The 26,659-nt window shown below is 71.7% G+C and carries 26 protein-coding genes, 1 tRNA gene and 1 pseudogene; 6 read left to right on the top strand and 22 right to left on the bottom strand.

Going from position 1 to position 26,659, the window contains the following annotated elements; genetic code table 11:
• The 7 genes from VFN12_RS16560 to VFN12_RS16530 form a co-directional block, all read right to left on the bottom strand.
• Positions 1 to 441: protein kinase domain-containing protein (locus VFN12_RS16560; RefSeq protein WP_325119875.1), on the bottom strand; the 441-nt coding region annotated here is incomplete at its 3' end.
• Positions 438 to 1,859: a serine/threonine protein kinase gene (locus VFN12_RS16555; RefSeq protein ID WP_325119874.1), complete on the bottom strand. Its 1,422-nt coding sequence runs from the start codon at positions 1,857 to 1,859 to the stop codon at positions 438 to 440. The genes VFN12_RS16560 and VFN12_RS16555, both read right to left, overlap by 4 nt.
• On the bottom strand, positions 1,856 to 3,325 hold the full coding sequence (locus VFN12_RS16550) for a penicillin-binding protein 2 (protein ID WP_325119873.1): 1,470 nt from the start codon (positions 3,323 to 3,325) through the stop codon (positions 1,856 to 1,858). Before VFN12_RS16550 ends, VFN12_RS16555 begins: the two co-directional genes overlap by 4 nt.
• A complete protein-coding gene (locus VFN12_RS16545) occupies positions 3,322 to 4,743 on the bottom strand; it encodes an FtsW/RodA/SpoVE family cell cycle protein (RefSeq protein WP_325119872.1) in 1,422 nt (473 codons plus the stop codon). Before VFN12_RS16545 ends, VFN12_RS16550 begins: the two co-directional genes overlap by 4 nt.
• 1 nt (position 4,744) lies before the next feature.
• A complete protein-coding gene (locus VFN12_RS16540; RefSeq protein ID WP_325119871.1) occupies positions 4,745 to 6,019 on the bottom strand; it encodes a PP2C family protein-serine/threonine phosphatase in 1,275 nt (424 codons plus the stop codon).
• On the bottom strand, positions 6,019 to 6,495 hold the full coding sequence (locus VFN12_RS16535) for an FHA domain-containing protein FhaB/FipA (protein WP_325119870.1): 477 nt from the start codon (positions 6,493 to 6,495) through the stop codon (positions 6,019 to 6,021). The genes VFN12_RS16540 and VFN12_RS16535 overlap by 1 nt, the downstream gene beginning before the upstream one ends.
• Positions 6,488 to 7,201, bottom strand: coding sequence for a DUF3662 and FHA domain-containing protein (locus tag VFN12_RS16530; RefSeq protein WP_325119869.1), 714 nt, complete (start codon positions 7,199 to 7,201; stop codon positions 6,488 to 6,490). Before VFN12_RS16530 ends, VFN12_RS16535 begins: the two co-directional genes overlap by 8 nt.
• Before the next feature lie 152 nt (positions 7,202 to 7,353).
• Here VFN12_RS16530 and VFN12_RS16525 point away from each other — a divergent pair.
• Together VFN12_RS16525 and VFN12_RS16520 are read left to right on the top strand one after the other, a co-directional pair.
• Positions 7,354 to 7,437 (top strand) — tRNA-Leu (locus VFN12_RS16525).
• A gap of 195 nt (positions 7,438 to 7,632) precedes the next feature.
• On the top strand, positions 7,633 to 8,073 hold the full coding sequence (locus VFN12_RS16520; protein ID WP_325119868.1) for a hypothetical protein: 441 nt from the start codon (positions 7,633 to 7,635) through the stop codon (positions 8,071 to 8,073).
• Between the two features lie 4 nt (positions 8,074 to 8,077).
• Here VFN12_RS16520 and VFN12_RS16515 read toward each other — a convergent pair whose 3' ends face one another.
• From VFN12_RS16515 to VFN12_RS16490, 6 genes are read right to left on the bottom strand one after another with little or no spacing between them, the layout of a single operon-like run.
• The gene (locus tag VFN12_RS16515; RefSeq protein ID WP_325119867.1) at positions 8,078 to 9,901 is read right to left on the bottom strand and encodes a bifunctional sugar phosphate isomerase/epimerase/4-hydroxyphenylpyruvate dioxygenase family protein; all 1,824 of its coding nucleotides are present in this window, start codon (positions 9,899 to 9,901) and stop codon (positions 8,078 to 8,080) included.
• Positions 9,901 to 10,884 carry a hypothetical protein gene (locus VFN12_RS16510; RefSeq protein WP_325119865.1) on the bottom strand — a complete coding sequence of 328 codons (984 nt, stop codon included), beginning with the start codon at positions 10,882 to 10,884 and terminating at the stop codon, positions 9,901 to 9,903. The genes VFN12_RS16515 and VFN12_RS16510 overlap by 1 nt, the downstream gene beginning before the upstream one ends.
• A complete protein-coding gene (locus VFN12_RS16505; protein ID WP_325119864.1) occupies positions 10,881 to 11,897 on the bottom strand; it encodes a DctP family TRAP transporter solute-binding subunit in 1,017 nt (338 codons plus the stop codon). The genes VFN12_RS16510 and VFN12_RS16505 overlap by 4 nt, the downstream gene beginning before the upstream one ends.
• Positions 11,898 to 11,899: 2 nt before the next feature.
• The gene (locus VFN12_RS16500) at positions 11,900 to 12,805 is read right to left on the bottom strand and encodes a shikimate dehydrogenase (RefSeq protein ID WP_325119863.1); all 906 of its coding nucleotides are present in this window, start codon (positions 12,803 to 12,805) and stop codon (positions 11,900 to 11,902) included.
• Positions 12,802 to 14,076 (bottom strand): TRAP transporter large permease, encoded by a 1,275-nt coding sequence (locus tag VFN12_RS16495; protein ID WP_325119861.1) that lies wholly within the window; start codon positions 14,074 to 14,076, stop codon positions 12,802 to 12,804. The genes VFN12_RS16500 and VFN12_RS16495 overlap by 4 nt, the downstream gene beginning before the upstream one ends.
• Before the next feature lie 49 nt (positions 14,077 to 14,125).
• Complete coding sequence (locus VFN12_RS16490) at positions 14,126 to 14,671, bottom strand: TRAP transporter small permease (RefSeq protein WP_325119860.1); 546 nt, start codon at positions 14,669 to 14,671, stop codon at positions 14,126 to 14,128.
• A 76-nt stretch (positions 14,672 to 14,747) separates the two neighbouring features.
• On the opposite strand from VFN12_RS16490, the gene VFN12_RS16485 reads away from it, so the two are divergent.
• Positions 14,748 to 15,740 carry a LacI family DNA-binding transcriptional regulator gene (locus tag VFN12_RS16485; RefSeq protein ID WP_325119859.1) on the top strand — a complete coding sequence of 331 codons (993 nt, stop codon included), beginning with the start codon at positions 14,748 to 14,750 and terminating at the stop codon, positions 15,738 to 15,740.
• On the opposite strand, the gene VFN12_RS16480 is transcribed toward VFN12_RS16485, so the two are convergent.
• The 8 genes and pseudogenes from VFN12_RS16480 to pcaH form a co-directional block, all read right to left on the bottom strand.
• A complete protein-coding gene (locus VFN12_RS16480; protein ID WP_325119858.1) occupies positions 15,730 to 16,362 on the bottom strand; it encodes a 3-oxoacid CoA-transferase subunit B in 633 nt (210 codons plus the stop codon). The genes VFN12_RS16485 and VFN12_RS16480 overlap by 11 nt on opposite strands.
• On the bottom strand, positions 16,359 to 17,015 hold the full coding sequence (locus tag VFN12_RS16475; protein ID WP_325119857.1) for a 3-oxoacid CoA-transferase subunit A: 657 nt from the start codon (positions 17,013 to 17,015) through the stop codon (positions 16,359 to 16,361). Before VFN12_RS16475 ends, VFN12_RS16480 begins: the two co-directional genes overlap by 4 nt.
• Positions 17,012 to 18,193 (bottom strand): thiolase family protein, encoded by a 1,182-nt coding sequence (locus VFN12_RS16470; protein WP_325119856.1) that lies wholly within the window; start codon positions 18,191 to 18,193, stop codon positions 17,012 to 17,014. The genes VFN12_RS16475 and VFN12_RS16470 overlap by 4 nt, the downstream gene beginning before the upstream one ends.
• Positions 18,190 to 18,597, bottom strand: coding sequence for a 4-carboxymuconolactone decarboxylase (gene pcaC / locus VFN12_RS17605; RefSeq protein WP_414690058.1), 408 nt, complete (start codon positions 18,595 to 18,597; stop codon positions 18,190 to 18,192). The genes VFN12_RS16470 and pcaC overlap by 4 nt, the downstream gene beginning before the upstream one ends.
• A gap of 378 nt (positions 18,598 to 18,975) precedes the next feature.
• Positions 18,976 to 19,308: pseudogene (locus VFN12_RS17600) on the bottom strand (alpha/beta fold hydrolase); the annotation flags it as partial.
• A 62-nt stretch (positions 19,309 to 19,370) separates the two neighbouring features.
• Positions 19,371 to 20,525 (bottom strand): lyase family protein, encoded by a 1,155-nt coding sequence (locus tag VFN12_RS16460; protein WP_325119854.1) that lies wholly within the window; start codon positions 20,523 to 20,525, stop codon positions 19,371 to 19,373.
• Positions 20,526 to 20,529: 4 nt separating this feature from the next.
• The gene (locus tag VFN12_RS16455; protein ID WP_325119853.1) at positions 20,530 to 21,006 is read right to left on the bottom strand and encodes a carboxypeptidase regulatory-like domain-containing protein; all 477 of its coding nucleotides are present in this window, start codon (positions 21,004 to 21,006) and stop codon (positions 20,530 to 20,532) included.
• A complete protein-coding gene (gene pcaH, locus VFN12_RS16450; RefSeq protein WP_325119852.1) occupies positions 21,003 to 21,773 on the bottom strand; it encodes a protocatechuate 3,4-dioxygenase subunit beta in 771 nt (256 codons plus the stop codon). The genes VFN12_RS16455 and pcaH overlap by 4 nt, the downstream gene beginning before the upstream one ends.
• A 132-nt stretch (positions 21,774 to 21,905) precedes the next feature.
• Here pcaH and VFN12_RS16445 point away from each other — a divergent pair, with 132 nt between their 5' ends.
• Genes VFN12_RS16445 through VFN12_RS16435 form a run of 3 tightly spaced genes read left to right on the top strand, consistent with a single transcriptional unit; the run spans position 21,906 to position 25,175 of the window.
• Positions 21,906 to 23,156, top strand: a complete 1,251-nt coding sequence (locus tag VFN12_RS16445; RefSeq protein ID WP_325119851.1) for an aromatic acid/H+ symport family MFS transporter — start codon at positions 21,906 to 21,908, stop codon at positions 23,154 to 23,156.
• 30 nt (positions 23,157 to 23,186) lie between these two features.
• Complete coding sequence (locus VFN12_RS16440; RefSeq protein WP_325119850.1) at positions 23,187 to 23,954, top strand: IclR family transcriptional regulator; 768 nt, start codon at positions 23,187 to 23,189, stop codon at positions 23,952 to 23,954.
• A gap of 36 nt (positions 23,955 to 23,990) precedes the next feature.
• The gene (locus VFN12_RS16435; protein WP_325119849.1) at positions 23,991 to 25,175 is read left to right on the top strand and encodes a 4-hydroxybenzoate 3-monooxygenase; all 1,185 of its coding nucleotides are present in this window, start codon (positions 23,991 to 23,993) and stop codon (positions 25,173 to 25,175) included.
• Positions 25,176 to 25,177: 2 nt separating this feature from the next.
• Here the strand turns inward: VFN12_RS16435 and VFN12_RS16430 are convergent, their stop codons facing one another.
• The gene (locus tag VFN12_RS16430) at positions 25,178 to 26,290 is read right to left on the bottom strand and encodes a hypothetical protein (RefSeq protein WP_325119848.1); all 1,113 of its coding nucleotides are present in this window, start codon (positions 26,288 to 26,290) and stop codon (positions 25,178 to 25,180) included.
• Positions 26,291 to 26,659: the final 369 nt, after the last annotated feature.

Genomic DNA, 26,659 nt, shown 5'->3' with positions numbered 1-26,659 from the left:
CATGACGTTGCCGGGCTTGATGTCGCGGTGGATGATCCCGGCCCGGTGGCTGTAGTCGAGCGCGGACAGGACGCCGCTGGTGATCTCGAGGGCCCGCTCGGGCAGGATCTTGCGGCCCTCGCGGACGATGTCGCGCAGCGTACGGCCGGCGACGTACTCCATGACGATGTAGGGCTGGGCCACGCCGGAACCGTCGCTGGCGGTCTCCTCGCCCGTGTCGTAGACCGCCACGATGGCCGGATGGTTGAGCGACGCCGAGGACTGGGCCTCCCGCCGGAACCTCGCCTGGAAGGTCGCGTCGCTCGCCAGGTCGGTGCGCAGCCGCTTGACCGCGACGACCCGGCCCAGCCGGCTGTCGGTTCCCTTGCGGACCTCGGCCATGCCTCCCCGGCCGAGCATCTCGCCCAGCTCGTAGCGCCCGCCGATCAGGTGCCCGTTCACTGCTGGTTCTCCTGGCCGGGCGGGACCGTCGGCGGTACCGGCTGCTCCTCGGTGGGTGGCTTGCCCCAGTAGGTCACGGTGACCGTGTCACCCTCCTCCAGCGTCCCGGAGGGGTCGACCCCCTCCACGGAGTCCTCCTCCTCGTCCCCGGGATTCTCCTGCTCGTCCTTCTTCACCTTCAGCCCGAGGTCCTTGAGCTCGTCCTCGACCTCGTCGACGTCACGCCCGACGTAGTCCGACTCGTCCACCTCGACGGTGTCGTCCTCGGTCGGGGTCGGAGACGGCTCCTGCGTGGGCTGGGACTGCTGGGTCGTGGGTTGCTCGGTGGGCTGGCTCGTCTGCTCGGTGGGTCCGGCCGTCGGCGAATCCGGCTGGTCCTCGCCGTTGGCCACCATGGCGACCACCACGATGGCCGCCACCACCAGGAGCGCGAGCAGGATCCAGGGCCAGGGGATGTTCCTGCGGCGCCGGTCCGTGGCCGCCGCGGCGGGGGTGGGAGCCGTCGACGGTGCCGGCGCGGGGACCGGGACCGGCGCGACCCCGGTCAGCATCTGGGTGCGGTCGGGGGCGGCCGAGACCCCGGCGGGGTTGCGCAGCGCCGTGGCCAGCTCGGTCCCGTCGGCGAAGCGGTCCTCCGGTGACTTCGCCATCGCCCGGCGCACGACGGCCGCCAGGTCCGCGGGTACGTCGTCGGGCAGCTCCGGCACGGGGTCGCGAAGGTGGGCCAGCGCGGTCGCGACGGCGGTCTCGGCGGCGTAGGGCCGACGGCCGGCGAGGCACTCGAACGCCACGACCCCGAGGCAGTAGACGTCGGAGGCCGGCGTGGCGGTGCCACCCTGCGCCTGCTCCGGGGAGAGGTACTGCGGGGTGCCCATCACCTGCCCGGTCTCGGTGAGCGACATCCCCTCGGTCGCACGCGCGATCCCGAAGTCGGTGATCTTGACGGTGCGCCCCGGGGTGACCAGCAGGTTGGCGGGCTTGACGTCGCGGTGCACGATCCCGGCCGCGTGCGCCGCGCCGAGCGCGTCGGCCGCCTGGGCCAGCAGGTCGCGGGTCGCATCGGGGTCGAGCGGCTGTCCTGGCTGCAGCAGTGCCGAGAGCGGCTGGCCGTCGACGAGCTCCATCACCAGGTAGGGACGAGCCACGCCGGAGCCGTCGGTGGAGGCAGCCTCGCCGAAGTCGTAGACGGCGGCCACGCCCGGGTGGTGCAGGGACGCGGCGTGCCGGGCCTCGGTCTGGAAGCGCGACCGGAACGTCGGCTGGTCGGCGTACTCGGCCTTCAGCAGCTTGACCGCGACCCGGCGTCCCAGGACGGTGTCGTCGGCCCGCCAGACCTCACCCATGCCGCCGGTGGCGATCCGGGAGTCGAGGGCGTACCGGTGGGCCGCGTCGACGTAGTGGCGCTCCTCCTCCGTCACTGGATCACCGCCTCCATCACCGACTTGGCAATCGGGCCGCCGACGGCGCCGCCCGCGATCTCGCCGCGCGGGATGTCGGCCTTCTGGATCATCACCGCCACCGCGACCTGCGGGTCGTCAGCCGGCGCGAACGACACGAACCAGGCATACGGCGGCACGTCGGCGCGTCCGCTCTCGGCGGTACCGGTCTTGCCGGCGACGGCGACTCCGGGGATCGCCGCCGGTGACGCGGTCCCGTTGGCGACGGTGGAGACCAGCATCTCCTTGAGCTCCTCGGCCGTGGAGGCCGACACCGCGCGGGAGAGCGACGTCTCCTCGGTCTTGTCCAGGACGTCGAGCTCGGGGGAGCGGACCTCGTCGACGACGTAGGGCTGCATCGCGACGCCGCCGTTGGCGACCGCGGAGACGACCATGGCCATCTGGAGGGGGGTGGCGGTGACGCTCGACTGGCCGAAGCCGGCGAGTGCCGTCTGGGCCTGGTCCAGGTCGTCCGGGTAGGCCGAGGGCGCCTGCAGCGGGAGGTCCTCGAGGTACGTCGAGTTCCACCCGAAGGCTTCGGCCTGGTCGTGCATGGCCTCGGGGCCGAGCTCGTCGGCGAGCTGGGCGAAGGAGGTGTTGCAGGACTGCTCCATCGCCTGGATCATCGGGATCCGGTCGGAGCCACACGCCCTGCCACCGTTGTCCACGACACCGGACTCGCCGCTGGTGAGCGGCAGCTGGTAGGTCGGGCCGCCGGGCACGAGCGACTGGGCGTCGGCGTAGTTGCCGCTCTCGAGCGCCGCCGCGGCGGTCACGATCTTGAACGTCGACCCGGGAGGCAGCGTGGTCTGGATGGCGCGGTTGAGCAGGGGCTCGGACTCGGCTGACCCGAGGCGCCGGGCGGTGTCGGCCACGGCGCCGAAGTCGTGGCTCGCCATCAGGTTGGGGTCGAAGCTCGGGCTGGAGACCATCGCCAGGATCTTCCCCGAGGTCGGCTCGAGAGCCACCACCGCGCCCTGGGCCTCCCCGGGCAGGGCCTCGAGCCCGTTGAAGGCCGCGTCCTGGGCCGCGGGGTCGAGGGTCAGCTGGACGCTGCCGCCCTTGGGCGTGGAGTTGCTCAGCAGGTCGACCAGCCGGGTCACGAACAGCAGGGAGTCGTCGCCGGACAGCACGTCGTTCTGCGACTGCTCGATGCCGGTCTGGCTGAAGTAGGAGAACCACCCGGTGACGTGCGCGTACTTGAGGGGCTGCGGGTAGCGGCGCTGGAACTCGTACTGGTCGTCGGACCGCACGCTCTCGGCGACGGCTTCACGGCCGACGAGGATGGCGCCGCGGTCGCCGGAGAACGAGGCGGCGAGGACCCGTCGGTTGCGGGGATCCTCCTCGAGCGCACCGGCGCGGTAGTACTGCAGGTACGTCGCGTTGATCATCAGCGCGAGGAACAGCAGCAGGCAGAAGATCGAGATCGTGCGGATCGGTTTGTTCATAGCTTCACGACCTGGGTGGTCTCGCTGTCGGGCTGGTCGTCCTCGGCGTCGAGCGAGGGCACCGGCCGGCGGGCCTGGTCGGAGATCCGGAGCAGCAGGGCGATGATCACCCAGTTGGCCACCAGCGACGAGCCGCCGTAGGAGAGGAACGGGGTGGTCAGTCCGGTGAGGGGGATCAGCCGGGTGACGCCGCCGATGACGACGAACACCTGGAGGGCGAGGACCCCGGCCAGCCCCGTCGCGATCAGCTTCCCGAAGCCGTCGCGGCAGACCAGCGCGGCGCGCAGTGCCCGCTCGACCATGATGCCGTAGAGCAGGATCACGGCGATGACGCCGGTGAGTCCGAGCTCCTCACCGATCGCGGCCACGATGAAGTCGGACTCGGCGTAGGGGATCCGGTCGGGGCTGCCGTCCCCGAACCCGCGGCCGATGAGCCCGCCCCAGCCCATCCCGAACATCGCCTCGACGGGCTGGAAGGCCAGGTCGTCGGTGCCCTCGCCGTAGTGGTCGAAGGGGCTCAACCAGATGTCGACGCGGGTCGCCACGTGGCTCATCACCCCGGTCGTGGAGGCGATGTAGTAGAGCAGCGTGGCGCCGCCGATGAACATGGTGCCGCCGACGACGAGCCAGCCGGGACGCTCGGTGGAGACGTAGAGCAGCACCAGGAAGAGGCCGAAGAACAGCAGGCTGGAGCCCAGGTCGCGCTGGAAGACGAGGATGCCCAGGCTGATCAGCCACATGGCCAGGATCGGGCCCAGGTCCCGGCCGCGGGGGAGGTCGACGAACAGCAGGCGACGCCCGGCCAGCGCGAGCGCGTCACGGTGCAGCACGAGGTAGCCGGAGAAGGCGATCACGAGCAGCACCTTCGCCACCTCGCCCGGCTGGAAGCTGAACGCCCCGAGCCGGATCCAGATCCGGGCGCCGTTGATCGTCGTGCCGAGGCCGGGGACCATCGGCAGCAGCAGCAGCACGATCGCGGTGAGGCCGAGGGTGTAGGTGAACCGCTGCAGCGCCCGGTGGTCGCGGAGGAAGACCAGGGTGGCCACGAACAGGGCGACGCCCAGGGTCATCCAGGTCAGCTGCTTCTGGGCGAAGCCGGCCGCCCGGTCCGCGGCCTCGTAGGCCAGGTCGAGCCGGTGGATCACCGCCAGTCCGAGCCCGTTGAGCGCGGCCACGACGGGCAGCAGCACGGGGTCGGCGTACGGCGCGGTGACGCGTACGACGAGGTGGGCCGCGATGATCAGGGCGGCCAGCCACCCGCCGTACCCGATGATGTCGGCGGGGATCTCCCCCTCGACGCCGAGGCCGACCGCGGCGTAGGCGCCGACCCCGACGGCCAGCGCGAGGATGAGCAGGAAGAGCTCGGCACCGCGGCGCTGCCGGTGCACGAAGCCCAGGAGGCTCGACGTCTGCGACACCTCAGCCACCGGACCCGTCACCGGAGGAGGTGTCGGACTGCCGCTGCGCGAGGTTCTCGACCGTGCTGCGGGCGTCACCGAGGCTGCCGGCCTCGATGCCCTCCCGCACCCGCTCGGCGTCGAAGTCGGAGAGCCGGGCGAGCTCGACGTCGCTCGACTCGTAGGGGCTCGAGAGCTCGACGCCGACCAGGTCGCCGTTGAGTCCCCGGTAGATCGTCACCGAGCCGTTGCTCTCTCCCACGTAGTACTGGCCCTGGCTCCACGACCAGGCGGCGGCGAGCCCGATCCAGAGCAGGCCGACGACGACGACGGCGGCGAGCAGGCGCCGGACCCAGACGAAACGACGCGGGGGCCGAGGCGCGTAGCGCGCCTCCTCGGGGTCGATCGGGTCGCTGGTGATCGCGTGCAGGTCGTCCGGGATGTCGGCGGCGACCGGTTCGAGCTCGCCGGTGTCGCCGGAGCGGTGCCCGCGGAAGAGGCTGGTCATCGCGCCGCCGCGCTTGCGCCTGAGGTCGGCCGCGGCGCCCACCAGCATCGGGGTGAGGTCTCCGGGGCCGGCCTCGGCCGCGTCGACGACGTCGGCGACCAGGCAGGTCACGTTGTCGGTGCTGCCGGCCTCGAGGCTGGCACGGACGAGCTCGACGGCCGCGTAGTCGGGGCTGCCGCCCTGGAGGATGTCGGCCAGCCGGCCGTCGTCGAGGACGCCGCAGGCGCCGTCGCTGCACAGGAGCAGGCGGTCTCCGGCCTCGAGCTCCACGTGGAAGAGGTCGGGCTCGGCCTCACCCACCCCGTCGAGCGCCCGCAGGATCAGGTTGCGGTGGGGGTGGACCCGCGCCTCCTCCTCGGTGATCCGGCCGTCGTCGATCAGGGTCTGGACGAACGTGTGGTCCTTGGTCAGCTGGCGGAGCTGCCGGTTGCGGAACAGGTAGGCCCGGCTGTCCCCGAGGTGACCCATGCCGAGCCGCTCACCGTCGAACAGGGCGACGGTGGCCGTGGTGCTGGTGCCGTTGAGGGACGGCTCCTCGGCGACCAGGTCACCGATCCGGTCGTGGGCGCGGAGGATGGCGCCGGCGACCTGGCCGAGCAGGTCCTCGGTCGGCTTCTCGTCGAGCTTGCGCAGCTGCTGGATGGCCGTGCTGGAGGCGATGTCACCGCGCGCGGCGCCGCCGACGCCGTCGCACACGGCCATCATCCAGGGCCCGACGTAGCCGGAGTCCTGGTTGTCCTTGCGGACGCGTCCGACGTCGGAGATCGCCGCGTAGTCGAGGCGCAGCATCATTTCCTCAGCTCGAGGATCGTCTTTCCGATCCGGACCTGGGTGCCCAGCGTGAGCGTGGTGGGCTGGGTGATCCGGGCGCTGCCGATGTAGGTGCCGTTGGTGGAGCCGAGGTCCTCCACGAACCACTGGTCACCGGAGGAGGCGATCCTCGCGTGCCGGGTGGAGACGTAGTCGTCGTCGAGGCGGATCGCGGCGTCGCTCCCGCGGCCGATCAGGATGGGTGCCGCGGACAGGTCGGCACGCTCCCCGGAGTTGGCGCCGTCGACGACCAGGACGTGGGTCGGGCTGCCGCGACGCTTCGGCGGAGCCTTGGGGGTCTTCTTCGACTTGGGCGCCCGGGCGGCTCCCCGGTCCGGTGCGGGGGCCCGGGCTCCGAACATGTCGGACCGGATCACCGAGATCGCGGAGAGCACGAAGATCCACAAGATGGCCAGATAGGCCAGTCGGATCAGGAACAGGGTGAGCTCAGACATCCGCGCCCTCCTCGATGACGCGGACCGTCATCGTGGTGTTGCCGATCTTGACCGTCGTCCCGTCGTGGACGCGGGTGTGGGTGATCCGGTGGCCGTCGACGAGCATCCCGTTGGTCGAGCCGAGGTCGCGTACCGACACTCGCAGGAGGCCCCCGCTCAGGTCGACCTCGAACTCCACGTGGCGACGACTCACGCCCGGGTCGTTGATCCGGACGTCGGCCTCGGTCCCCCGGCCCACCACGAGGCCGGGGGGCTGGAGGGGGTGCTTGGTGCCGTTGATGTCGAGCAGGGCGCGAGCCCGGCCGACCTGGGTGTGCGTGGCGCTCCCGGTCACCCGCGCCTGAGCCCTGCTGCGCACCCGGAAGCGGCCGGTGGTGAGGTCATCGGCGGCCTCGAACTCGACCCGCACCGGGCCGGGGAAGACGTAGCCCTGCTGCTCGGCGTGGTCCTCGACCTGGTGGACCATCTCCTCGGCGAGCGCGGTGTCGTACGGCGCGAGCCGGTCGAGGTCGGCCTGGGAGAGCTCGACGTGGAACGCGTTGGGCGTCATCCGTCGCTGCCGCGAGAGGATCTGGGCGTTGTTGTCGCACTCCCGCTGGAGGGCCGCGGCGATCTCGACGGGCTGGACGGCGCTGCGGAAGGCACGGGCGAACGCGCCGGAGATCATCTGCTCCAGCTTGTGCTCGAAGTCCTGCAGTCCTCCCACGGTTCCGCCTCCTTCCGCGCACAGCAGCATGGCCGGTCAGCCCCCGGTCGAGCCCGATCGTATCGGGGCGGGCCTCCGGCGCCACGAGGCCCACGGGAAGGCGGTCGGTTTGGGGAAGATCTCGGCGCTGGGATAGCCTGAGCCCGCTTCTCGCGCGAGTGGCGGAATAGGCAGACGCGCACGGTTCAGGTCCGTGTGTCCTAACGGACGTGGGGGTTCAACTCCCCCCTCGCGCACACACACACGTCGCCGGTGTCGTGGAGACACCTCCTTCGGTGGCCAGATTTCCCGGCCACGGTCCCTCTGGGTCGCACTCGGCCGCTGACCGCGGCGCAGGTCACACCGAGCTGCGCGTGACCCCGGTGTCCGAGCCGCGTTGACATACCGAGAGTATGAACCGGAGTCGGTACCACTCGATGGAGGAGGGATCCATGACGCACCTCGGCATGACACGCCGCCTCGCGGCCGCCGTCCTGACCGTGGGAGTGCTGGCCGCGGCGTCCCCCGCGAGCGCGCAGCTCAACCCCACGGACGAGCTCCACTCGCTGCAACACGTCCGGGCCACCGGCTCGGTGCACTCCGGGGACGGCAGGTTCGAGCGCGGCTGCCAGAGCCACCCCTACCGCTACCAGGTGCGACCCCGCGGCAGCGACTGGTCGCTGGAGATCTTCCTCATCGACCCCCGGGGCAGGCAGATCGCCACGGGCTACGAGTGGAAGGGCGCCGATCCCAAGCGCGGGCGGGGTCGTTTCGAGTTCTGCTCGCAGTCGACCCGACCCGGCAAGTTCCGCGTGCGGTCACGGCTGACCTGGGATGACGGCATGGAGCACCAGAAGTGGCTGGAGCCGCGCACCATCCGGCTGCGCCGCTGATCGGTCACCGTCCGGCCCCGGGCCTTCCCGCCTCACGGAGGTGCTGGGCGGCCAACCGGACCGGCGCGTTGGGTGCTCCGTACCCGTCGTAGCCGCCGTTGCGCTGCACCACCTCGAAGAACACGTCGCCCACCGTCTCGGTGTAGAAGTGCAGGAAGTCGCCGTCGGCGTCTCGGTCGTAGAGAACCCCGAGCTCCGCCATCTCCTCGACCAGCGCCTGATCGAGAGCGAAGCGGGCGGCCAGGTCGTCGTAGTAGTTCCGGGGGATGGGCAGTGGGCGCAGTCCCCGGTCCCGCGCGGCGCGGGCCACCGCCATCACGTCCGGGCTCGAGAAGGCCATGTGCTGGGGAAAGCCGCCGGTCCGGTCGAGAGCGAGCGGGGCAACGTTGAGAGCGAGCCGTACGCCGCCGTCGTCGCTGCGCACGACGTGACTGCGGACCAGTCCGGTGGGTGCCGCCACGTCCTGGCTGCTGGCCGCGCGGAGTGCCAGGACGCTGGTGTAGAAGAGCACCGCCTCGTCGAAGGTCTGCCACGGATGGGCCAGATTCACGTGGTCGACGCCCGTCACCAGGGCGTCGGAGGGCGGGTCACCGCCCTCGAACTCCGGCACCCATGCCGTGTCTCCCGGGGCGGCCTGCGACAGGAAGATCTCGGTGCCGTCCGGAGCCCGGAACGCGGCGAGGTCCTGTTCGTTGGCACGCGCCCGGCGAAAGACCGGGGGTGCCTCGAGGAGCCGGGCGCGCTTCGCCGACGCGCCCGGGTCGGCGACCTCGACGCCGACCGCGGCGAGCGTCGGCTCCTGGTCGCGGGCGAGGTGCTCGTTGCAGACGACACGGGCGCCGCCCTGGGTCCACAGCCGGACCGGCTTGCTGCGGTGCTGTCCGCGGAAGGTGAAGCCGAGCTGGCGCAACATCACGTCGACCTCGCCGGTGTCCTCTCCCTTCACCTCGACGAAGTCGAAGCCGGACGGCTGGGTGACCGCGGGGAGGGCTGCGGCCGCGCCCGTCCCGCGGCCGGCGACCTGGTCCTCCAGCCAGGTCAGGGAACGCTTGGCCTGCTGGGCCGTTCGCAGCACGTCGGTCTGGCGGAAGGTGTCGTTGAAGATCTCCAGGGACAGGGGCCCGGTGTAGCCGGCACCCAGCACGTGGCCGACGAAGGTGGCCAGGTCGAACGCGCCCTCGCCCGGGAACAGTCGGTAGTGCCGGCTCCAGGACAGCACGTCCATGGTGAGTGCGGGTGCGTCCGCAAGCTGGAGGAAGAAGATCCGGTCACCGGGGATGTCCTCGATCGCCGCGGGATCGTGGCCGCGGGAGAGGATGTGGAAGCTGTCCAGGCAGACGCCCACGGCCGGATGGTCGGCGATCTCCACGATCCGCCAGGCGCGTCGGTAGTCGTCCACGAAGCGACCCCAGGCGAGGGCCTCGTAGGCGAGCCGGATGCCGTGCTCGGCCGCCAGGTCGCCGAGCCGACGCAGCTGTGTCGCTGACACCTGGTCGTCGTCGCGGCTTGCCGTCGCGACGTTGCTGCAGACGAGCATGGTCCCGATGCCCAGGCGCTGCATGAGACGGAACTTCGCTCGGGCGCGGTGCAGGACGTCGTGGAAGGCGTCCTCGTCGACACCCTCGGCATCGCGGAACGGCTGGTAGAGGTCCAGCGTGAGTCCGAGCCGCTCGGCGAGCGCCGCGATCTCCTCGGGGCTCGCGGGTGAGGCGACCAGGTCCGGCTCGAAGAGCTCGACCCCGTCGAACCCCGCCTCGGCGCACGCGTGGAGCTTCTGCTCGAGCGTTCCGCTCAGGCAGACGGTGGCCACCGAGGTGCGGAGGTTCATCAGGGTGTCCTCGGGGGGAGGAGCCGGGCCGGGTTGTCGATCAGCATCAGGTCGAGGTCGCCCGGGCTGGCCCCGCCCTCGAGCAGCATCGGGACGATCCGGCGCGGAATGTTCTCCATGTGCCAGTGAGGTGCGTTGAGGGCACGCCAGGACGGCGGGGTCACCCGGCTGAAGAACGCCGCATCGTGTGAGAGCAGCATCCGGTCGGCGTACCCGAGGCGGAGCAGCGCGAGCACCGTGCCTACCCGCGCCTCGTCGGGCAGCACGTGCTCCATGCCGAATCGGTCCATGCCGATGGTGACGCCGGCGTCCATGAGCTCGCGGAGGTAGTCGAGGTCCTCGCTGTCACCGCAGTGACCGATGATCAGGCTCTGCGGGTCCACGGAGTGCTTGCGGAAGAACGCGAGCTGCTCCCGGCCGTTCCGGGACGCGGCGTGGGTGTGGGTCGTGATCGGCACGCCGGTCTCCTGGTGGGCCTGCGCCGCCGCCGTCATGACGCGGGCGACGTCGGGCGTGAACCCTGGCCGGTCGGTGACGACCTTGATCAGGGCCGCGCGCACCCCGCTGCCGGCCACCCCGCACCGGATGTCGTCGAGGAAGAACCTGACCAGCGGGTCCGGACCGTCGACCAGGAGCCCGGGCCCGTGGCTGTGGAAGTACGCCGGGAGCACGTCGGCCGTGTAGTACCCGGTCGCAGCGACGAGCTGCATCCGCGTCTGCCGGGCGACCCGGGCGACCCGCCGGACGTCGCGACCGAGGCCGAGCACGGTGAGGTCGACGACGGTCCGGATGCCGAGCTCCCACAATCGCTCGAGTCCTTCGACCGCGCGGCTGATCGCCTGGGTCTCGTCCCACTCGGGATGGGGGAAGTTCAGGTCGAGCTCGGGGTGGCCCACGAAGAGGTGCTCGTGCATCAGCGTCATCCCGAGCGCCCTCGCCTCGACCGGCCCGGCGAAGGTCTGGACTTCCCCGGCCCGGATCACTCAGCCGCCTCCCGGATGCCCTCGTAGATGGCGAGCTGCTCCTGGTCGAAGTTGTCGCGCAGGTAGGAGTCGACCTGCGTGCGGAAGGCCTCCACGTCGACGTCGTCGACCACCTCCAGGGCGCCGGACTCCTTCCATTCGGCCAGCGTGGCCGCCTCGTCCTCCTCGACGCAGCCGGGGACCTCCTCGACCGCCTTGTCCACCGCGGCCTGGAGCGCGTCCTGCTGCTCGGTGGAGAGCTCGTCCCAGACCTCCCCGATGATGACCAGGTTGGAGTTGGCCTGGTGCGAGGAGAGGCTGATGTAGTCCTGCACCTCGTCGAGGCTGATCGCGTCGATGTTGACGATGGGGTTCTCCTGGCCGTCGACGGTGCCCTGCTGGAGGGCGAGGAAGAGCTCCTCGTAGGCGACCTCGGTGGCGTCCGCGCCGAGCGCCTTGGCGTTCATCAGGAACTGCGGCGAGTCCGGGAAGCGCATCCGGATCCCCTCGAGGTCCTCGGGCTCGCGGATCGGCTCGTTGGCGGTGAACTGACGCATGCCGGCCGACCAGGCGCCGAGCGTGCTGACCCCTGTCTCCGCGGCGAAGTCGTCGATCAGCTTGTCCGCGGCCTCGCCCTCGAAGTACCGGGCCAGGTGGTCCGCGTCATCGAAGGCGTACGCCGCGTCGAGGACGCTGACGGGTTCGTAGATGGCGCCGAGGGCCGAGGCGCCCTGGATGTCCATGTCGATGTCGCCGGAGACGACCGAGCTGATCCGGTCGGCGTCCTCGCCGAGCTGGCTCGCGGGGAAGACCTCCACGGTCATCCCGACGTCCGCCGCCGCCACCTCGTCGGCGATGACCTGGGCTCCACAGCGGTGCTGCGGCTGGTCCTCGGTGTAGCTGTGGGCGAGGGTGATCTCGACGTCGCCGTCACTCGCCCCGCCCGCGTCGCCACCACAGGCGGCGAGCAGGAGGACGGGCAGGCTCACGACTGCCGTCACCACGATGCCCCGTTGGTTCCTTCGAACGGTCATGACTACTGCTTCCTTTCTCGGGAGGTTTCCAGGGCCACCTCGGCGGCCACCATCTGGTCGAAGTCGCGCAGCATCGCGTCGCGGTGCGCCGGGCGCCCGGTGAACAGCTCGAAGGCGTCGGCGGCCTGGTGCACGGCCATGCCGGAGCCGTTCAGCGTCCGGCAGCCGCGGGCAGCCGCTGCGGCCAGGAGCTCGGTGAGCAGGGGGCGGTAGACGATGTCGGCCACCCAGAGCGAGGGGGTCAGCAGATCGGGAGTGATCGGGCTTCCCGGATGCGCGGCCATGCCGACAGGAGTGGCGTTGACGACGCCCGACGCGGAGGCCACGGCGTCGGCGAGGCCGGGCCCGCCGACCTGCTCCACGACGAGTTCGGCGTCGAGGTCGCGGACCGAGGCGACCAGACGCTCCGCCCGTCCGGCGTCCGGGTCGTGGACGGCGAGGTGCCGTGCCCCGAGCCCGGCGAGCGCGTGGCCCACCGCCGTCCCGGCCCCGCCCGCGCCGAGGAGTACGACGGACTCGAGCGAGGCTTCCGGCAGCCCGGCCCGGAAGGCGACCCCGAAGCCGGTCACGTCGGTGTTGTGGCCGAAGGTCTGGCCGTCGCGGATGACCACGGTGTTGAGGGCGCCGATCGCGGCAACCTCCGGGGACACCCGGTCGACCAGGGGCACCATCGCCTGCTTGACCGGGTGGGTGACGTTCAGGCCGTCGAACCCCAGCTCGACGGCATGGTCGAGGAGCTCGCGCAGCCTGCCCGGCGACGTACGGCGCTCGTCGAGCTCCACCGTCTTGTAGACCAGGCGCATCCGGTGACGGAGCGCCTCGCGCTCGTGCATCTCGGGCGTCAGGGACGGAGCGACCCCCTGGCCGAGCAGGCCGCAGAGGTGGGAACGCGACTCGCGCGGCCTCACAGTCCGAGCCTCTGCGGAAGGTAGAGGATCGCATCCGGCCAGAAGATGATCCCGAAGCACAGGATCACGAGCGGGACCATGAACGGCACCGAGCCCCAGAACACCTCCGACATGCGGGCCTTGGCGATCGCCTGGAGCACGAAGATCACCGTCCCGACCGGAGGCGTCAGGAGTCCGATCATCTGCGAGACGATCATCAGCACGCCGAGGGCGATCGGATCGACGCCGTAGGTGAGGCTGATCGGCAGCAGGATCGGGACGGTGAGCGTGAGGACGGCCACCGCGTCGAGGGCGGTGCCGAGGACCATGGACAGCAGGAACACCAGCAGCAGGAAGACGGTGGGGTCGGTGGTCAGCCCCGTCATGAACTCCGAGACGACCTGGGGGACCCGCTCGCGGGCGAAGGCGTAGCCGAGCAGGTTCGCGGACGCGACGATCAGCATGATCGCGCCGGTGGTCACGACGGCCTCGGTCAGCACCTTCGGCAGGGCGCGCACCGTCAACGTGCGGTAGGCGAATCCGAGCACCGCCATGTAGGCGACTCCGACGGCCGCTGCCTCCGTCGGGGTGAACAACCCGCCGAGGATGCCGCCCAGGATGACCACCGGAGCGCCGAGGGGAGCGATGACCCGGCGGCCGGTCTCCCAGACCCGGGGCCAGGCGAACTCGGTGCGCTGGATGTTGTCGTCGCGGCGGACCAGGACGAAGACCACGAGGCACAGCCCGACGGCCATCAGGAGTGCCGGGACGACGGATGCCGCGAAGAGCGCGCCGGTCGACACCGCGGCCAGGCCGGCGAAGATGACCGCCGGGATGCTCGGCGGCATGACGGGTGCGATGAGGGATGCCGATCCGACGACGCCCAGAGCGAAGTTCTTGGAGTAACCGCTGCGCAGCATCGCGGGGATCTGCAGCTTGCCGAGGGCGGCGGCGTCGGCGACGGCCGAACCGCTCATCCAGGAGAACCCGAGGCTGACCCCGACACTGACGTAGCCGAGGCTGCCGCGGACCCGGCCGAGGATGGCGAGCGCGAAGTCGAAGAGCCGGTCGGCGATGCCGGCGTGGTTGGCCAGGCAGCCGAGCAGGATGAACAGCGGGACGGCCAGCAGCGGGAAGCTGGCCGTCGAGTCAGCCACCAGGCGCAGGGCCAGCCCGACGCTCTGGCCGGTCGAGACCAGGTAGGCGAGGGAGGGGCCGATGAAGGCGAAGGCGATCGGGACCCGGAGGACCAGGAGAGCGGTGATCAGCAGGCAGAGGACGAGCAGGCTCATCCGCGGCCCCCGTTGGTAGCCGGGCGAAGCGCGCGTGCGAATGGGGTGTTCATGAGGTCGGCGCTCCGAGCTCGTCGTAGGTCGGCTCCGGGACACCGAGGACGGCGTACGTCGCCGCCGCCACGAGGGAGCGCACGGTGGCGCTGACGAACCCGATCATCGAGATCGCGTAGAGCCACGACATCGGCATCCGCATGGAGGGGGACTCGATGAAGCCCTGCTCCTGGACGAGCTCCCAGGCCGCGACGGTGAGGGCGAGCCCGGTGGCCGCGACGATCAGGCAGGACACCACCCGCACGACCCGGCGCAGCCGCGGCACCATGTCGATCATCTCGATCGAGATGTGCCCCTCACGGGTGACCAGGACGCCGGCGACGACGAAGGTCAGCCAGACCAGGGAGAACCGCGCGAGCTCCCCGGTCCAGGACCAGCCGTCCACGGGCAGGTAGCGCTGCAGGGCCTGCGCCAGGACCGTGAACAGGATGAGCAGCAGGGCCGCCGCGCCGATCCCCAGCTCGATGGCCGTGACCGCCCGGACGACGGCTCGCACCGCACGCGGAGGGTGCTCGAAGCGGCGGCGCAGGTCGAGGGGCACGTCCGGAAATTAGGCCGCGCACGCAACCAGTGGCAAGGGGTTGCCATCGGTTGCCAAAACGCGGTTCAGTAGGGGGGTGCCGGGTCCGACCATCTACGACGTCGCCGAGGCGGCGGGGGTCGCGACCTCGACGGTGTCCCGCGCCTTCTCCCACCCCGGCCGGGTCTCCACCAGGACGCGGGAGCGGGTCCTCGCCGTCGCCACCGAGCTCGGGTACCGGCCCAGCCCCCACGCGCGGGCCCTGCTCTCGGGCCGCCACCACACGGTCGCCATGGTCGTCTCGGACATCACCAATCCCCACTACTTCGAGCTGATCCGCGGGGCCGAGATGCGCGCGAAGGCGTCGGAGTACACGCTCGTGCTGGTCAATGCGGAGGAGTCGCCGCGGATCGAGTACGACCAGATCCAGCGCCTCGTCCCCGCCGTGGACGGTTTCGTCCTGGCGGCGAGCCGGCTGCCAGACGAGAACCTCCTCCAGATCTCGGCGCAGCGTCCGGTGGTGCTCATGAACCGGGAGCTCGCCGGACTGCCCAGCGTCGTCCTCGACCATGCCCAGGGTTGCCGGCAGGTCGTCGAGCACCTGGCCTCGCTCGGCCACCGCAGGCTGGTCTACCTGGCCGGTCCCCGGAACTCCTGGATGGCGGGCACCCGCTGGACGGCGCTGCGCTCGGCGGCCGAGGAGCTGGGCGTCGAGGCGACCCGCATCGGTCCGTTCACGCCCCGGGTGTCGCAGGGCGGGGCGGCCGCGGACGGTGCGCTCCACTCCGGCGCGACCGCGCTCGTCGCCCACAACGACCTGCTCGCCATCGGCGTCGTCCAGCGGTTGCGGCAGCGTTCGGTGCGCGTGCCCGAGGACGTGAGCGTGGTCGGGTTCGACGACATCTTCGCGTCGAGCCTCTGCACACCCACCCTCACGACCCTGGGCGGGGCGCACGCGGAGGTCGGACGCTCCGCCGTCGAGGTCCTGCTGCAGATCTCGAACCAGCCCAGCCGCAGTGAGCCCGCGACGCAGATCGCGCTCCCGGCCGAGCTGGTGATCCGGGACTCGACCGGCCTCGTCAGGCGTTGACCAGCGGGACGTCGAGCAGGCCCGCCAGCTCGTCGCCGGTGATGCCGAAGGTGTCGACGACCCTCGCCCCACCCGGACCGACGTCGAGGACGGCGAGGTCGGTGTAGACGCGGTCGACGCAGCCGACGCCGGTCAGTGGGTAGGTGCACTCGCCGACCAGCTTGGGGCTGCCGTCCTTGGCCAGGAGCGTCATCATCACGAACACCTTCTTGGCGCCGATGGCGAGATCCATCGCGCCGCCGACGGCCGGGATGGCATCGGCCGCGCCGGTGTGCCAGTTGGCGAGGTCGCCGGTGGCGGAGACCTGGAAGGCGCCGAGGACGCACACGTCGAGGTGGCCGCCGCGCATCATCGCGAACGAGTCGGCGTGGTGGAAGTACGACGCCCCCGGCAGCTCGGTGACCGGGATCTTGCCGGCATTGATGAGGTCGGGGTCGATCTGGTCGTCCTGCGCGGCCGGCCCCATGCCGAGCATGCCGTTCTCGGTGTGCAGGACCACCCCCGAGCCCGGCGTCAGGTGGTCCGCGACCGTGGTCGGCTGGCCGATGCCGAGGTTGACGAACGAGCCCGCGGGGATGTCCGCCGCGACCCTGGCCGCCATCTGCGCCCGGGTGAGGCTCATGGCACCACGACCCGGTCGACGTAGATCCCGGGGGTGACCACGACCTCCGGGTCGATGCCGCCGACGTCGACGACCTCGTGGACCTGCGCGACCACGGTGGTGGCAGCGGTGGCCATCACCGGCCCGAAGTTGCGGGCGGTCTTGCGATAGACGAGGTTGCCGGCCCGGTCGGCCCGGTGCGCCCCGATCAGGGCGACGTCGCCCTTGATCGGGTGCTCGAGGACATGGGTGCGGCCGTCGATCTCGCGGGTCTCCTTGCCCTCGGCGAGCGGCGTGCCGGCGCCGGTGGGGGAGAAGAACGCACCGATCCCCGCTCCGGCGGCGCGCATCCGCTCGGCGAGGTTGCCCTGCGGGACGACCTCGAGCTCGATCCGTCCCTCGCGGTACAGCCCGTCGAAGACCCAGGAGTCGACCTGGCGCGGGAACGAGCACACCATCTTGCGGACCCGGCCCCTGGCCAGCAGCGCGGCCAGTCCGGTGTCTCCGTTCCCTGCGTTGTTGGAGACGACCGTCAGGTCGCTCGCGCCCTGGCGGATCAGGGCGTCGATCAGGTCGACCGGCATGCCGGCCATGCCGAACCCTCCCACCAGCACGGTCGATCCGTCCTCGACCCCGGCGACCGCCTCGTCGGTGGTCTCGCAGACCTGGGTCACGCCACGTTCTCCAGCACGACGGCCAGGGCCTGCCCGACCCCGATGCAGATGGCCGCGACCCCCCACCGGTCTCCGGACTCGCGCAGCCGGGCGGCGAGAGTGCCGAGGATCCGGCCGCCGGACGCGCCCAGCGGGTGGCCGATCGCGATCGCCCCGCCCCGGGTGTTGACGATCTCCGGGTCGATCCCCCAGAGGTCGACGCAGGCGAGCGACTGCACCGCGAACGCCTCGTTCAGCTCGACGTGCGCGACGTCCGCCCACCCGATGCCCGCCCGGGCCAGGGCCCGATCGGCGGCCTCGACCGGCGCCGTCCCGAACCACTGGGGCTCGGTGGCGCAGGCGCCGCGGCCCGCGATCCGGGCCACGGGGGAGAGACCGATCCGGTCGGCCGCGGCCTCCGAGCCGATCAGCAGCGCCGACGCCCCGTCGTTGAGGGGCGAGGCGTTGCCGGGCGTGATGGTGCCGTCGCTGCGGAACGACGGCTTGAGACCGGCCAGCGTCTCCGGGCTGGACCCGGGCCGGATGCCCTCGTCGCGAGTCAGGTCGACGCCGTCCACCGGGGTCACGAGGTCGTCGTAGAACCCGGCGTTCCAGGCGGCGTCGGCGAGGTTGTGGGAGCGCGCCGCGAAGGCGTCCTGCCTCTCCCGCCCGATGCCGTGCTTGTCGGCGATCAGCTCGTTGGCCTCGCCGAGCGACACGGTCCACTCCGCCGGCATCCGCTCGTTGACCAGCCGCCACCCCAGCGTCGTCGACACGGCGGTCACGTGGCCCGCGGGAAACGCCCTCGACGGCTTCGGCAGCACCCACGGCGCCCGGGTCATCGACTCCACCCCGCCGGCCACCACCACCTCGGCGTCGCCGGTCTCGACCGTGCGGGAGGCCAGCATCGCGGCGTCCAGGCTCGAGCCGCACAGCCGGTTGACGGTCGTCGCCGTCACCGAGGTCGGCAGGCCCGCGAGCAGCACCGCCATCCGGCCGACGTTGCGGTTGTCCTCGCCGGCACCGTTGGCGTTGCCCCACACCACGTCGCCGATCGCGGCCGGGTCGAGGGCGGGTGCCCGGGCGAGCAGGCCGGTCAGGGCGGTGGCGGCCAGGTCGTCCGGGCGGACCTCGGCCAGGGCACCGCCGAACCGGCCGAACGGCGTCCGGGTGGCGGCGTACACGAAGGATGCGGTCATGAGTCTTCCTCTGCGAGGACCTGCTGGGCGATGCGGAACGCGGTGTTGGCGGCCGGCACGCCGCAGTAGATCGCGGTCTGGAGCAGCAGCTCCTTGATCTCGTCGACGGACAGCCCGTTGGTGCGGGCGGCACGCAGGTGCAGCGCCAGCTCCTCGTGGTGGCCTCCCGCGACGAGCGCGGTGAGCGTGATCAGCGAACGGCTCCGCCGATCGAGCCCCGGGCGGGTCCAGATCGTGCCCCAGGCATAGGTGGTGATCAGCTCCTGGAACTCCCGGGTGAGCTCGGTGGTGGCCGCGCCCGCCCGGTCGACGTGGTCGTCGCCGAGGACCTCGCGCCGCACGGCCAGGCCCGCGTCATACGTCGTGCCGGGGCGTGCCTCCTCGTCGAGGACGTGGTGGCGGATCAGCCGGGCGACGACCTCCGGTTCCTCGGCCGGCGCGAGGTGGGCCACCCCGTCCAGCTCGACCAGTCGGCCGTCCTTGACCCCCTCGGCGATGGCGCGCAGCCCGTCGGTGGGGGTCGCGACGTCGGCAGTGCCGGCGACCGCGAGCACGGGGGTCCCGATCTCGGCGAGCCGGTCGCGGACGTCGAAGTCGGCGAGGGCGCCGCAGACCTGGCAGTACCCACCGTCGTCGGCCTCCTGCAGGGCGTGCAGCAGGGCCGACCCGCGCTCCGGCTCACGGTCGAGGAACCCGGGTCCGAACCAGCGCTGGGTCGAGGCTCCCACGAGGGCCGACGTTCCGGAGCCGCGGACCTGGCCGATCCGCTGCGACCACATCTCCTGGTCACCGATCCGCGCGCCGGTGCACAGCAGCACCGCCGACTCGACCCGGTCGGGCACGTCGAGCAGCAGCTGGAGCCCGACGGCGCCGCCGACGGAGTCGCCGGCGTAGGCGAAGCCGCCGCCGGTCTCGCCGCGCTGCTCGAGCAGGGTGTCGACGACCTCGAGGACCCCGGCCGCCAGCTCGGCGATCGTGAACGGCTCCTCGGGGACCGAACGGTTGTGGCCGTGGCCGGGCAGGTCCCAGGCCACCACGTCGAAGGCGTCGGTGAGGTGGGCGGCGCAGGCGCTCCACAGCGTCGTGGCCGAGGTGCCGAGCGACGGACCGAGCACCAGCAGCGGGAGCTCGGCCCGGTGACCCGCGCCGGTCAGCCGGGCGGCGGTGATGGCGGGGATCACGTGCGCTCGTCCTCCTTCAGCGACCGGCGTGCCCGGTCCACGACCGTGTCGATGATCTGGTCGGCGGCCCCCAGGTACTGATCCGCGGGCGCGCGTCCTGCCAGCTCGGCCATCGCCCTCTGCTCGGAGCCGGTGTCGGCTGCGGCCAGCGTGGCCGCCATCCGTTGCGTGTTCACCTCGAGCCCGGACAGGAGCTCGGTCGCCTGCGAGCCGGCGACGACGGTACGCCGCACCAGCGCGGCGACCGTCGCCCACTCGGCGTGCCAGGCGCCCGCGTCGCGCTCGTCGACCGTGTCCGCCGCAGCGAGGTGCAGCGTCGCGGCGAGCTGGGGTGCGGCCAGGGCGGCCCGGCGGACCAGGGTGGAGAGGACCGGGTTGCGCTTGTGCGGCATCGTCGACGAGCCACCCCCCGAGCCCTCCGCAAGCTCGCCGATCTCCGGCCGGGACAGCACGAGCACGTCGCCAGCGATCCGGCCCCAGGCGTCGGTGCATCCGACCGCGGCGTCGCCGGTTCGGGTGACCGGGGCGCGTGCGGTGTGCCAGGGCACGACGGGTTCGAGGCCGAGGGCCCCCGCGAGCCGGTCGCGGGCCCGGGCCGGGTCGAGGCCGAGCTCGACGATCGCGGCCAGGGTCCCGGCCGCTCCGCCGAGCTGAACGGGGAAGGAGAGGGCGCCCAGGCCGTCATCGGCGTCGAGGACCGCCGACAGCCAGCCGGACACCTTGAGCCCGAACGTGGTCGGCACGGCGTGCTGGGTCAGGGTCCGACCGACCATCGCCGTGCTCCGGTGGGTCTCGGCCAGGTCGGCCAGCAGGGCGATCTGCTCCCGCAGCTCGCGGCGTACGGCGGACACGGCGTCGCGCAGCAGCATCATCAGCGCGGAGTCGACGACGTCCTGGCTGGTGAGGCCGCGGTGCACCCAGCGGGCCGCGTCGCCCTCGAGCCGGTCGCGCAGGATCGCCACCAGCTCGACCACGGGGTTTCCGGCGGCCTCGGCGGGGACCGCCGCGGGGTCGAGGTCGGGCAGCGGGTCATGGGCGACGCCGAGCACGTCCAGCCAGGCGCTCTCGACCTCGACCATCGCCCGCAGGAACGACCCCTCGGTCAGGTGGTCGTCTCCCCGGGCGTCTCCGGGCCAGAGCAGGTCGGGCATGTCGTCAGTCTCGCGCAAACGTGAGGAAGACGGTCTCGTCGTCCCCCTGCAACCTGATGTCGAAGACGTACCCGCGCTCGTCGGGGGTGGCGACCAGGGTCGCCCGGCGGTCCTCGGCGATGCCCTGCAGGAACGGGTCGTCCGACCTCTCCGGCAGGTAGGCCCGGGTGAAGAGCCGGTCCAGCAGGCCGCGGGCGAGCACCGTGATCGCGAAGAACGGCCCGCTCGGTGCGAGAGTGGTGAACGCGTAGCGGCCTTCGTCGTCGGTGGCCGCACGGCCCCACCCGTCGGCGTCGCCGCCGCGGGTCAGCTCCACGAGCGCGTCCGGCACCGGCTCGCCGGCGCCGTCGAGGACCCGACCGTGGAGCGTCATCGCCCCCGGGTGTGAGGGGGAGACCAGGTCGGCGCCCTCCTCGCGGACCAGCGCGAAGGAGAAGAACGGGCCCACCGTCTGGCCGGGAGTCGGAGCGAGCGTGTTCACCGGTCGTCCTCCCGCGGGGTGCGGTGGCTCCCGGTGAGCACGATGTCCCAGCGGTAGCCGGTGCACCACTCCGCCTCCGTCACACCGTGGTCGTACGTCGCCACCAGCCGCTCACGCGCTCGCGGGTCGAGGATCGACTGGTAGATCGGATCGAGGGAGAAGAGGGGGTCGCCCGGGAAGTACATCTGGGTCACCAGGCGCTGGGTGAAGTCGTCGCCGAACAGCGAGAAGTGGATGTGCGCGGGGCGCCAGGCGTTGCGGTGGTTGCGCCACGGGTACGGACCCGGCTTGATGGTGGTGAACGTGTAGCGCCCTTCGCCGTCGGTCAGGCACCGGCCGAGGCCGGAGAAGTTCGGGTCGATCGGCGCCGGGTGCTGGTCCTTCTGGTGGAGGTAGCGCCCCGCGGCGTTGGCCTGCCAGATCTCCACCAGCTGGTGTCGTACCGGCCGCCCGTCGCCGTCGAGCACCCTCCCCGTCACCTTCATCCGCTCACCGAGGGGTTCGCCCGAGTGCTGGACGGTGAGGTCGGCCTCGACCGGGTCGATCGTGTGCTCGCCGAAGACCGGGGTCCACAGCTCGATCCCCTCGGGGTCTGCCGGATGCAGCGCCTTGGTGGGGTGCCGCAGCAGGCTGGAGCGGTAGGGCGGGTAGTCGAGGCGGGTCGCCGGCTCGCCGTCGACCGCGGTGGCGGCGACCGCGGCCATCTCGGCGTCGATCTCGGCCTGGGTCGAGTGGGCGGTGTCGGAGGAGGCCAGCAGGTTGGTCACGGCTCGACGGTAGGGCGTGCCGGCCCCGGGCGGTCACGCTCCCTTCCGCTGAACGGAAGCACCTGCTGGTCAGGTGGTCGGGACCGCGGACACGGTGGGTCGATCCCGAGCGACATCCGGCAAGGAGCACCCATGTCCGACTCTCTTCGCACCACCGGCCCGACGACCGGTTCGACCCCACGCGCGGCGGCCGGCCTCTGGCCCGTCCTGCTGTGCTGGGTCGCGGTCGCACTGGACGGATTCGACCTCGTCGTGATCGGCGCGGTCATCCCCACCCTGCTGGAGAGCGGTGACCTCGGGTTCACACCCGCCGCGGCCACGGCTGCCTCCACCATCGGCCTGGTCGGGGTCGGCATCGGTGCGGTGACGATCGGTCCGCTGACCGACAGGTTCGGACGACGCCGCAGCCTCATCGCGTGCGTCACCGCCTTCTCGGTCCTGACCCTGGCCATCCCCCTGGCGCAGGACGTCACCCAGTTCACGATCCTGCGCTTCCTGGCCGGTCTCGGCCTCGGTGCCTGCCTGCCGACGGCGCTGGCCTACATGAGCGAGCACGCCGCCAGGGGTCGCGGGGGCTCGGCGGTGACCCGGATGATGACCGGCTACCACGTGGGCGCCGTGCTCACCGCGCTGCTGGCGCTCGTGCTGATCGAACCCTGGGGCTGGGAGTCGATGTTCGTCGTCGGCGGTGTCGCCGGGCTGGTCACCGTCCCGCTGATGTGGGCGAAGCTGCCGGAGTCCGAGGCCTACCTCCGCGCCGTCGGTGCCGAGCACGGCTCGGCCACCAGGAAGGTGCGCAGCACCGAGGTGGTCAAGGGCCGCTACCTGAGGGTGAGCATCGGCCTCTGGGTGGCCTCGTTCATGGGGCTGCTCCTGGTCTACGGGCTGAACACCTGGCTGCCGACGATCATGGGCGAGGCGGGGTACTCCATCGAGGCCGGCACCAGCCTGCTGCTGGTGCTCAACCTCGGCGCCGTGATCGGCCTGCTCGTCGCGGGCACCATCTCCGACGCCCGCGGCAACAAGCCGACCGTGCTGCTGTGGTTCGGGCTCGCGGCGTTCTTCCTCGCACTGCTGTCGATCAAGATGGACAGCACCCTGCTCGTCTACGCCGCGGTGACCCTCGCCGGGATCTTCGTGTTCAGCGCCCAGGTGCTGGTCTACGCGTTCGTCGGCCACCTGTACCCGCCCGAGATCCGCGGCACGGCGCTGGGCATGGCCGCCGGCGTCGGCCGTGTCGGCGCCATCGTGGGGCCCACCATCGGCGGCGCCCTGCTCACGGCGGGGATCGCCTACCCGTGGGGCTTCTACGCGTTCGCGGCCGCCGCGCTCCTGGCGGTGCTGGCCCTGTCGACGGTGCCGGCCCACATGCAGCCGGAGTGACCCGCCGACCGGGGGTGGAAGACTGACCGGGTGGCCGGCAACTCCTCCGCCCCCGGCGCCTCGGTCACCAGCCGGGCGCTGGCCCTGGTCGGCGCCTTCGACGAGGAGCACCGGCGGCTGACCCTGACCGAGCTGGCCGGCCGGGCCGGCCTGCCGGTGCCGACGGCCCACCGGCTCACCGCGGAGCTCGTGGCCTGGGGTGCGCTGGCGCGGACGGCCGACGGCGACTTCGTCATCGGCCGGCGGCTGTGGGACATCGGGCTGCTCGCGCCGGTCCAGGCCGGGCTGGTCGAGCTGGCCTCGCCGTACCTCCACGACCTGTACGGCGCCACCCTGGCCACGGTGCACCTCGCCGTGCGCGACGGCAGCGAGGTGCTCTACCTCGACCGTCTGAGCGGGAGCGTGTCGGTGCCGGTCGTGAGCACCGTCGGCTCGCGGCTGCCGATGCATGCCACCGGCGTCGGCAAGGTGCTGCTCGCGCACGCTCCGGCCGAGGTGCAGGAGGCGGTGCTGGCCGACCTGCCCCGCATCACGGCCTACACGGTGACCCAGCCGGGGCGGCTGCGGCACCAGCTGGGCCAGGTGCTGCGCGACGACTACGCCACCACGTCGGAGGAGATGAGCCTCGGCGCGTGCTCCGTGGCGGTGCCGATCCGGCAGCATGACGCCGTGGTGGCGGCGCTGGGGATCGTGGTGCCGAGCCTCAAGCGGGACAAGGCGCGGCTCGTGTCCGCGCTCCAGGTGGCCGCGCGGGGGATCGGTCGCGCCCTGGCCGTTCCGTCCAGCGAAAGCGGTTGATGGTCGCGCTGGTCGGCGGACCAGTTGACTGGGCCGATGGACACGGTGCGCACCCAGGTCGCGATCATCGGTGCGGGACCCGCGGGGATGCTGCTCTCCCACCTGCTCGCCGCCGAGGGCGTCGAGTCCGTCGTGGTTGAGACCCGCTCCCAGGAGTACGTCGCCTCCCGGATCCGTGCCGGCATCCTCGAGCAGTCGACGGTCGACCTGCTGCACGGGTGCGGGCTCGGCGAGCGCCTCGCACGTGAGGGCGACCGGCACCGCGGGATCTACCTGCAGTGGCCCGGGGAGCGGCACCACCTCGACTTCGTCGACCTGACGGGACGTTCGGTCTGGGTCTACGGGCAGACCGAGGTGCAGAAGGACCTGGTCGAGGCGCGCAGGGCCGGCGGGCAGGTGATCCACTACGAGGTGGAGGACACGGCCCTGCACGACCTCGAGACCGACTCGCCCGCGGTCACGTTCACCGACTCCGGGGGCGTCGCGCGGAGGGTCGTCGCCGATGCCGTGGCCGGTTGCGACGGGTCGTTCGGGCCCTCCCGGGGTGCGGTGCCGGACGACGTGCGCCGCACGTGGGAGAAGGTCTACCCCTACTCCTGGTTCGGGATCCTTGCGGACGTCGCGCCGTCGACGGACGAGCTGATCTACGCCTGGCACCCCGACGGCTTCGCGCTGCACTCGATGCGCTCGGCGCACGTGTCCCGGTTCTACCTGCAGGTGCCCAACGACACCGAGGCCGACGACTGGTCCGACGACCGGATCTGGGAGGCGCTGGCCGCGCGGCTGGGTCACGGCCAGGACGGCTGGACCCTCACACCGGGTCCGGTGACCGACAGGTCGGTCCTGCCGATGCGGTCACACGTCTCGACCCCGATGCGGCATGGGCGGCTCTTCCTCGCCGGCGACGCCGCCCACATCGTCCCGCCCACGGGAGCGAAGGGCCTCAACCTCGCGGTGGCCGACGTCGCGCTGCTGGCACCCGCCCTGGCTGCGCTCGTGCTCAAGGACGACCACCGGCCAGCCGACGACTACTCCGACACCGCGCTCCGCCGGGTGTGGCGGTGCACCCACTTCTCCTGGTGGATGACGACGATGCTCCACCAGAGCGGCGATCCGTTCGAGCGCGAGCTGCAGCTCTCGCAGCTGCGCTGGGTGGCCTCCAGTGAGGCCGGCGCCACCGGGCTGGCCGAGAACTACGCGGGACTTCCCATCGGCTTCTAGGTCTAGGTCGTGGCCGCCGGTGGTCGGGCGGGACCCGGGTCGGCAGGCGGTGGCTCGGGATGACGTGTGCGGTAGGCGTGCACCGGCTGGAAGTGGTCGTGCAGTGTCGTCAGCAGGCTGAGCAGGGCCAGGAAGAAGAAGGCGTTGGCCACGTCGAGGTCGCCGGGTCGTGTGCCGAGGAACCACTCTGCGAGCAGGACCAGGCCCCAGTTGACCGCGAGACGGAACAGGAACGCCACGGCCAGCGACTCGGTGCTGACGGAGCGGCGCGCCGCGACCAGCACGATCGCCGCGTTGGCGAGCACGAGGACCGTCGTCCCGATGAACAGCTGCACCTCGGACGAGGTGACCCCGGGCAGGATCTGCGCGAACAGCACCGACAGCAGTCCGACCAGGACCACCTTCTCGAGGGTGATCCACGAGAGCACGCGCGTGCTCGCGCGCCAGGCTGCCTGTTCGGCGGCGGAGTCCATGGCCTCGGGCAGCGGGTCGGTGTCGATCCGGAACGACCAGTCGGCCGGCATCAGCCGCGGGCGGACGACGTACTGGAGGACGAGCGCCAGGACGACGGCGGCGAGGCCGAGGCCCGCCCAGGCCCACGGGTGCTCGGCCAGGGCATCGGTGACGTCGAGCTGGGCCACGTGGATCCAGTACTCCTGCGGAAGCTTGACGAACACCCAGATCAAGGCGGCCGCCCCGATCCACCAGGCCAGCGTGAACCGCAGCGGGTTCCAACGGGAGCGCACGCCCTCGTAGACGATGAAGAAGTACTCGAAGGTGTTCGGGAAGACCAGGAGCAGCAGCCGGGTCTGCGAGAGCTCGAACGCCACGACGCCGACCAGCCGGTAGAAGTAGAGGAGACGGCCGACCTCGAAGGCAGCGGTGTTGGTCCAGTTGCGGAGGGTGGCCAGGTACGCGATCGCCAGGTAGTAGACGTCCATCGCCTTGTCGTAGCCCTGGTAGCCCGGCGGGTCGTAGCCGAAGCTCTGGAAGATCGTCTGGTCGATGCCGTCGACCACCAGGCAGGCGACGATCGCCGGCAGCGGGAAGCGCGGGATCAGCAGCGGCAGCAGCAGGCGGACCAGCACCACGCCCGCGAAGACGAGGGTCACCACATCCCAGATTGTGACCTAGCAGCCGGGGTCGTGGTCGGCGTGACGCGGGCAGGCCGCCGTCCAGTTGGGGGAGCCGCCGTGGACGTCGACGACCCGGCCGGTCTCGAAGAACCACACCTTCTGCTCCAGCGCGACGTCGTCCTTGCGGGGGTCGGAGTGCGGGTCCTGGCCGAGGTCCGACGGCGGGTCAGGAGCGGCCTGGCGTCCGGGGATACTGGAGCCATGACGAGGCGGACGAACCGGATCCTGCTGGTGGCCGTACTCGTCGCCTTCATCAACCTGCCGATCCTGCACAGCACCTGGACCCGGTGGCAGGTGGAGCGCAACGGCACCGACACCACGGCCGAGGTCCTCGACACCCGCCGGCTG

It is taken from the genome of Nocardioides sp. (assembly GCF_035703625.1).
Taxonomy (GTDB): Bacteria; Actinomycetota; Actinomycetes; order Propionibacteriales; family Nocardioidaceae; genus Nocardioides.
This window is presented reverse-complemented; position numbering and strand designations above follow the sequence as displayed.

Excerpts from the sequence above, each read along its gene's own strand:
- VFN12_RS16550 (WP_325119873.1), bottom strand. The coding sequence starts at position 3,325 with ATGAACAAACCGATCCGCACGATCTCGATCTTCTGCCTGCTGCTGTTC.
- VFN12_RS16540 (WP_325119871.1), bottom strand. The coding sequence starts at position 6,019 with ATGCTGCGCCTCGACTACGCGGCGATCTCCGACGTCGGACGCGTCCGC.
- VFN12_RS16535 (WP_325119870.1), bottom strand. The coding sequence starts at position 6,495 with ATGTCTGAGCTCACCCTGTTCCTGATCCGACTGGCCTATCTGGCCATC.
- VFN12_RS16520 (WP_325119868.1), top strand. The coding sequence starts at position 7,633 with ATGACGCACCTCGGCATGACACGCCGCCTCGCGGCCGCCGTCCTGACC.
- VFN12_RS16515 (WP_325119867.1), bottom strand. The coding sequence starts at position 9,901 with ATGAACCTCCGCACCTCGGTGGCCACCGTCTGCCTGAGCGGAACGCTC.
- VFN12_RS16505 (WP_325119864.1), bottom strand. The coding sequence starts at position 11,897 with ATGACCGTTCGAAGGAACCAACGGGGCATCGTGGTGACGGCAGTCGTG.
- VFN12_RS16495 (WP_325119861.1), bottom strand. The coding sequence starts at position 14,076 with ATGAGCCTGCTCGTCCTCTGCCTGCTGATCACCGCTCTCCTGGTCCTC.
- VFN12_RS16480 (WP_325119858.1), bottom strand. The coding sequence starts at position 16,362 with ATGAGCCTCACCCGGGCGCAGATGGCGGCCAGGGTCGCGGCGGACATC.
- VFN12_RS16470 (WP_325119856.1), bottom strand. The coding sequence starts at position 18,193 with ATGACCGCATCCTTCGTGTACGCCGCCACCCGGACGCCGTTCGGCCGG.
- VFN12_RS16460 (WP_325119854.1), bottom strand. The coding sequence starts at position 20,525 with ATGCCCGACCTGCTCTGGCCCGGAGACGCCCGGGGAGACGACCACCTG.
- VFN12_RS16445 (WP_325119851.1), top strand. The coding sequence starts at position 21,906 with ATGTCCGACTCTCTTCGCACCACCGGCCCGACGACCGGTTCGACCCCA.
- VFN12_RS16435 (WP_325119849.1), top strand. The coding sequence starts at position 23,991 with ATGGACACGGTGCGCACCCAGGTCGCGATCATCGGTGCGGGACCCGCG.